At 43.0% G+C, this 6,000-nt stretch carries 6 protein-coding genes; 5 read left to right on the top strand and 1 reads right to left on the bottom strand.

Annotated features, from left to right (window positions below; genetic code table 11):
• Positions 1-164, bottom strand: a 164-nt coding sequence (locus GGR21_RS01965; RefSeq protein WP_221232879.1) for a transposase, incomplete at its 3' end; no start/stop codon positions are given.
• A 394-nt stretch (positions 165-558) separates the two neighbouring features.
• On the opposite strand from GGR21_RS01965, the gene GGR21_RS01960 reads away from it, so the two are divergent.
• The 5 genes from GGR21_RS01960 (at position 559) to ccsA (ending at position 5,949) form a co-directional block, all read left to right on the top strand.
• Complete coding sequence (locus GGR21_RS01960) at positions 559-1,692, top strand: porin (protein ID WP_183305452.1); 1,134 nt, start codon at positions 559-561, stop codon at positions 1,690-1,692.
• A gap of 30 nt (positions 1,693-1,722) precedes the next feature.
• Positions 1,723-2,301, top strand: a complete 579-nt coding sequence (gene nrfH, locus GGR21_RS01955) for a cytochrome c nitrite reductase small subunit (RefSeq protein WP_183305451.1) — start codon at positions 1,723-1,725, stop codon at positions 2,299-2,301.
• 19 nt (positions 2,302-2,320) lie between these two features.
• Positions 2,321-3,823: an ammonia-forming cytochrome c nitrite reductase gene (nrfA, locus tag GGR21_RS01950; protein WP_183305450.1), complete on the top strand. Its 1,503-nt coding sequence runs from the start codon at positions 2,321-2,323 to the stop codon at positions 3,821-3,823.
• Positions 3,824-3,914: 91 nt separating this feature from the next.
• A complete protein-coding gene (locus tag GGR21_RS01945) occupies positions 3,915-5,177 on the top strand; it encodes a cytochrome c biogenesis protein ResB (protein WP_246347964.1) in 1,263 nt (420 codons plus the stop codon).
• Complete coding sequence (ccsA, locus tag GGR21_RS01940) at positions 5,164-5,949, top strand: cytochrome c biogenesis protein CcsA (RefSeq protein ID WP_183305449.1); 786 nt, start codon at positions 5,164-5,166, stop codon at positions 5,947-5,949. Before GGR21_RS01945 ends, ccsA begins: the two co-directional genes overlap by 14 nt.
• Positions 5,950-6,000 lie beyond the last annotated feature (51 nt).

Below are 6,000 nucleotides of genomic sequence, written 5' to 3'. Positions count from 1 at the left end.
TCTTCGGCTTCTTCTATGGCCTTGCGGAATTCAGGCTTGGTCTTTTTCCATTCATAGAATGTTTTTGTATTTAGTTTGAACGCCCTGCAAATTTCTGTAATAGTGTAACGGTCTTCTTCTATCAGTTTTACTATCTTATCAACTAATCTTTCGCTGTACTTCATAATCTTTATTCTTTTTAATGATACTTTTTAGTATAGATAAAGATTGGGGATTTTGATAATAAAAAACAAGTACATGTAGGGGCGTAAAATCTTTCGCCCGAGATAATACAAGAGACTGTGTCAAAAGGCTTTTATTGTGTATTTTGTCATTCTGAGTGGAACGAAGAATCTCTTTCGACACAGAAGATGTTTCACTATCGTTCAACATGACAAAAAATTTAAAAAGTAAATAAAATATCAATCAGTAGTTCGATTCACATTAAAAACTATTTTATAAAAAGTCTGGGCAACTTCTTATACAGTTTCCAACGAAGTGTAACAATTATCACACTTTTCTTTAGCAAAATTCACATATTTTGTATTATGAAATAGATATAACTAAAAACCTGTCACTATGAGGAATATTATATTATTTATCACACTTTGCCTGTTTTGCAGCGCAACATACGCTCAAAACAGCGATGACCTTCTGAAAAAACTCGTTGAAAAAAATGTACTGACACAGTCAGAAGCAGATGAACTGATGAAAGAAAACAAAAAGAAAGAGCAGAAGGCCAGTACTACCCAGACAATAGATAAAGTACGGAATGCATTCAATACGCCATATATGCAGTTTGGAGGAAACGGGCAGCTTATGTATAAATACAGTGATGTAGAAGACATCAAGCACGATTTCAAACCGAAAAACCTATTCATCTCGGTTAACGGAAAACTGAATGATTCTTTCAGATACGGATTCCTTTTGGAATTTGTGAATCCGTCTGTTCAGGAATTCTGGGCAGAATGGACTGCTGCATCCGAATTTAATTTCAAGGCCGGACAATTTAAAGTACCCGTAACCCTCGAAAGCCAGTATGTTCCCGCCACATTGGAAACTGTCGCTTATTCCCGGACTATATCCAATCTGTTCGGCTATGCCGGAGAAGACGATGTGCTGAAAGCCCAGAACGGTAAAAACAACTTCGGTCGTGACGCAGGAGTACAAATATCGGGAGAATTATTTCCTCAGGCAAGCCACAACCTGCTTCAATACTCGGCCGGTATGTTTCAGGGAATGGGTGTGACAACAGGTGAAAAAAATAACACGAAAGACTTTGCCGGAACACTCATGCTGCAACCTGTAAAAGGACTTCGTGTAGGTGGAGGTGCATATCTGGGACAAGCCACATATAATGGCGGAGACCATGTGCGCGAACGCTGGATAGTAAGCGCTGATTATAAGTCGGAAAGATTCAACGCCCGCGCCGAATGGATCACCGCAAACGACGGCGGTATCAGCAAAGAAGGTCTTTACGGAATGGGACTTTACTATTTCATCCCTAAAAAGCTGAATGCGTTGGCTAAAGTTGATTATTACAACAGCAACAAAGATTTCAACAGTGAAGTCATCGATTATACAGTCGGAATGAATTATTACTTCTTCCCTAATTGCAGATTCCAGTTAAATTATGTATATTCGGACTATTCCAACAAATGGGGTGCAAACAATTCGAATGTAGTTTATGCACAGATCCAGGTAGGGTTCTAAATACGGGAGATCAACAAAAAACAAAATATAATGAAGAAATTTCTAAGTCAGATACCCCGGCAATTTGTCCTTCCGCTATTTATAGTGGGAGGATTGATCGTTGGACTTGGAGCATATACCGTTTATATGTCGAGGGCGCATTCATATCTGTCTGACGATCCTAAAGCCTGCATCAACTGCCACATTATGACTCCATATTATCAGACATGGAATCATAGCTCGCATGCGCAGTGGAGTACCTGCAACGATTGTCATGTGCCGCAAGACAATGTAATCAGCAAATATGCATTCAAAGCCAAGGACGGGCTGTACCATGCTGCGGTATTCACTGTAAGAAAGGAACCTCAGGCCATTCGCCCACGTGATGAAAGCTACGAAGTGATTATGAACAACTGCATACGCTGCCACACCCAGTTAAATACTGAATTTGTAAAAACAGGAATGATCGACTATGCAGACTCGCAAAATGGAAAAGGCAAAGCCTGCTGGGACTGTCACACACAGGTTCCACATTCAAAGGTCAGCAGCTTATCCGAAACACCGAATGCCATCGTACCGCTACCGGCGTCCCCTGTTCCGGACTGGCTGAAAGAAAGAATGAAAAAATAATAACTAAAAACACAATATTATGTTCAAAAAATTATCAGAAGCCATCAAGCGGAAACCGATCATCGGATGGGCTATATTCGGAGTGGTTATGGTCTGCGTCTTTTTATTGGGACTATTAGCCGCCTCAATCACAGAAAGACGTGCTGAAATTGCATCGATTTACAATAATAAAGTAAGAGATATAGGTGAAGGTATAGAACCGAGAAGCGAACTCTGGGGCGAGAACTATCCGCGCGAATACAACACATGGAAGAAAACCGCCGATATGGACTTCAAAAGCAAACATCTGGGCAATGTAGAAGAAGATGTGCTGGAAACCCGTCCCGAAATGGTCGTACTATGGGCCGGATACGCTTTTGCCATGGACTACAAGGCACCGAGAGGGCACATGCATGCTCTCGAAGACAATAGGAATACCCTGCGTACAGGATGCCCGGAAACAGATACCGACGGGCCTCAGCCTGCTACCTGCTGGACTTGCAAGAGTCCCGATGTTCCCCGCATGATGAATGAGTTGGGCATCGAAGAATTCTACAAAACAAAATGGGGAGCATTAGGCGATCAGATAGTAAATCCTGTCGGTTGCGCCACCTGCCACGACCCGCAAACAATGAACCTGACTATCACTCAGCCCGCATTGGTCGAAGCATTTCAGCGTCAGGGTAAAGATATCACACAAGCCACACCGCAGGAAATGCGCTTGCTGGTATGTGCTCAATGCCATGTGGAATACTACTTCAAAGGTGATGGAAAATACCTGACTTTCCCTTGGGATGGAGGCTCTACTGTGGAGGATATGGAAAAATACTATGACGAAATAGAATTTTCCGACTGGACACATAAGCTCAGCCGTGCGCCCATGCTTAAAGCACAGCATCCGGATTATGAAATATTCATGATGGGAACACACGCCCAAAGAGGCCTGTCTTGTGCCGATTGCCATATGCCATACATCGCTGAAGGAGGAATCAAATATTCGAACCATCAGATCATGAGTCCTCTGAAAAACGTAGCCAATACCTGTCAGGTATGCCACCGCGATAGTGAAGAGAACCTGAAAAATTACGTGTACGAACGTCAGGACAAAGCCCTGGAAATCCGTGACCGTATCGAAAAAGAACTGGCCAAAGCCCACATCATGGCTAAAACAGCATGGGACAACGGAGCCACCGAACAGGAAATGACAGCTTCCCTCAAACTGATCCGCCAGGCTCAATGGCGTTGGGATTTCTCTGTTGCCTCTCATGGAGCATCATTCCACGCACCTATCGAAACACAGCGCATAATGGCTCACAGCCTTGACAAATCGTTGCTAGCTCAACTGGAATTACAGAAAGTCCTGTTCGCTCACGGAGTAAAAGACGTACCGATGCCTGACATTTCAAGTAAAGCTAAAGCTCAGGAATATATCGGCCTCGACATGAAAACACTTCAGGAGAATAAAGATAAATGGATCAAGACTGTCGTTCCTCAATGGTTGAAAAAAGCCAAAGAAAACGGACGCATTGTAGCAAGCCTGTAAAGCAATAGGCTCTATTAAAATATGATAACACATTAACAGAGAGTGTCCGGACAGTAAAAACCGGGCACTTTCTGTACCAGAGACAAAAAGAATGACGGAGGAAAAACGTAAAATGTGGCAGTTCCCATGGCGGTACAAAGAGAGTATCGCTATTGTATTGGGAACAATAACAATAGGATTCATACTGCAACTGATAACGGGGAAATTTAACTTCCTGATGTTCGGTTCTCCTGTAAATCTTATTGTGGGAGGTGTTATGATCCTTTTTCTCGTCCTATTCTCTTTCGCCCGGAAAAATCCTGTTTACCAATGGTTCTCCGGCGTTCCGTTCGCTGTATCGCTTATCGGTGGATTATTGGTTCTGGGAATTGTTATGGGATTAACGCCACAATTACTGAAGTTTGATCCGCATGACACAAGTATATTTACTAAACTCGGATTCAGGCAAGTTACCAGTTCATGGGCGTTCATCCTTATTTACTTTCTTACCCTGTTATCATTGGGTGCATTAATAATCAGGCGGCTAATTGCTTTCAATATCAGTGATTACGCTTTCTATTTCAATCATATTGGCTTGTGGCTGCTGCTTTTTGCCGCAGGACTGGGAGCAGCCGATATGAAACGCTATGTGATGCATGTGCAGGAAGGCGAAGTAGAATGGCGTGTGTATAACGATAACGGCGATGTGCTTGAATTACCTATCGCCATACAGCTCAACGACTTTGTGATGGAGGAATATCCTCCCAAACTCACTATTATAGACAGGCAGACAGGAGACGCGCAACCCAAATCAAAACCTGATTATTACCAGATAGATGAGAAGAGGCCCAAAGCGTCTGTCTTCGACTGGGATATAGTAGTAGAGGAATACATTCACGAGGCTATACGCAAAAGTGACAGTACTTATTATCATATGCCGATGCCCGGTTCATCTCCTGCGGCAAAGGTAAAAGCCACAAATAAAACGACCGGAAAGCTAAGCGAAGGCTGGATATGTGGAGGCAGTATGTCGCAACTGTATATGGTCCTGCCCCTCGATTCTCAATATTGCATGGTAATGACACAGCCCGAACCCAAACGCTTTATGTCAGATATCCTTGTGGTAAGTAAAGAAGATGGCGAAGCTCAGACCCAACTGGAAGTCAACAAACCACTCAAGCTGGGCAACTGGGTAATCTACCAGTACGGGTACGACAATCGGGCAGGGAAAGCATCGACATACAGCAGTTTCGAACTGGTATATGATCCGTGGATATATCCGGTATACGCGGGAATAATTTTACTGGCACTGGGTTCCGTGTGTTTATTGTGGGTGGGTAACAAAAAAAGGAGGAAAGAAAATGACATGGAATGAATATCTTTGGTTTGCCATACCTGCCATCATCTGTTGGATAGGGGCAGGGGTGTTGGTATATAAAATAAAGAAGCAGATTATCATAGACTTGCTGATGATAGCAGGAATAATCATATTCGCCGCATTTATCGTCGGCCTCTGGATCGGGCAGGAACGCCCGCCATTGCGCACTATCGGAGAAACCCGTCTGTGGTATTCGTTTTTCCTTGCGGTGATCGGATTCATTACTTACAAGCACTGGAAATATAAATGGCTGTTATCTTTTTCATCATTGGTTGCCTGTGTCTTTGTATGCATCAATATATTCAAGCCCGAAATACATTCCACAAACCTGATGCCTGCACTGCAAAGCTACTGGTTTGTACCGCATGTAACAGTTTATATCCTCTCCTACTCTATGCTGGGAGCAGCCACCATAGCATCCTTTATACAACTCAATAAATTGAAAAAGAATAAAGCCGATAGCGAATTATACAAATTGATGGACAATATCGTATACATAGGATTCGGATTCCTTATGCTGGGTATGCTTATGGGCGCTGTATGGGCGAAAGAAGCATGGGGACACTATTGGTCATGGGATCCTAAAGAAACATGGGCCTTTATCACATCGGCGGCCTATCTGGTATATATCCATATGAGATTACAAAAATCTCACCCACGGTTTACCTTGTGGATGCTGCCAGTAGCATTCGTTCTGTTAATGATCACCTGGGTAGGAGTAAATTATCTTCCTGCGGCACAGGGAAGTATACATGTATATTCTAATTAAGCCTGTATTTCCCTCAAAGAGAAAAAAATGCGGCCGTATACCTTTCCTGGT

The organism is Dysgonomonas hofstadii, assembly GCF_014196915.1.
GTDB classification, from domain to species: domain Bacteria; phylum Bacteroidota; class Bacteroidia; order Bacteroidales; family Dysgonomonadaceae; genus Dysgonomonas; species Dysgonomonas hofstadii.
This window is presented reverse-complemented; position numbering and strand designations above follow the sequence as displayed.

Coding starts and splice junctions, on each gene's coding strand:
- GGR21_RS01960 (WP_183305452.1), top strand. CDS start 559: ATGAGGAATATTATATTATTTATCACACTTTGCCTGTTTTGCAGCGCA.
- nrfH (WP_183305451.1), top strand. CDS start 1,723: ATGAAGAAATTTCTAAGTCAGATACCCCGGCAATTTGTCCTTCCGCTA.
- nrfA (WP_183305450.1), top strand. CDS start 2,321: ATGTTCAAAAAATTATCAGAAGCCATCAAGCGGAAACCGATCATCGGA.
- GGR21_RS01945 (WP_246347964.1), top strand. CDS start 3,915: ATGACGGAGGAAAAACGTAAAATGTGGCAGTTCCCATGGCGGTACAAA.
- ccsA (WP_183305449.1), top strand. CDS start 5,164: ATGACATGGAATGAATATCTTTGGTTTGCCATACCTGCCATCATCTGT.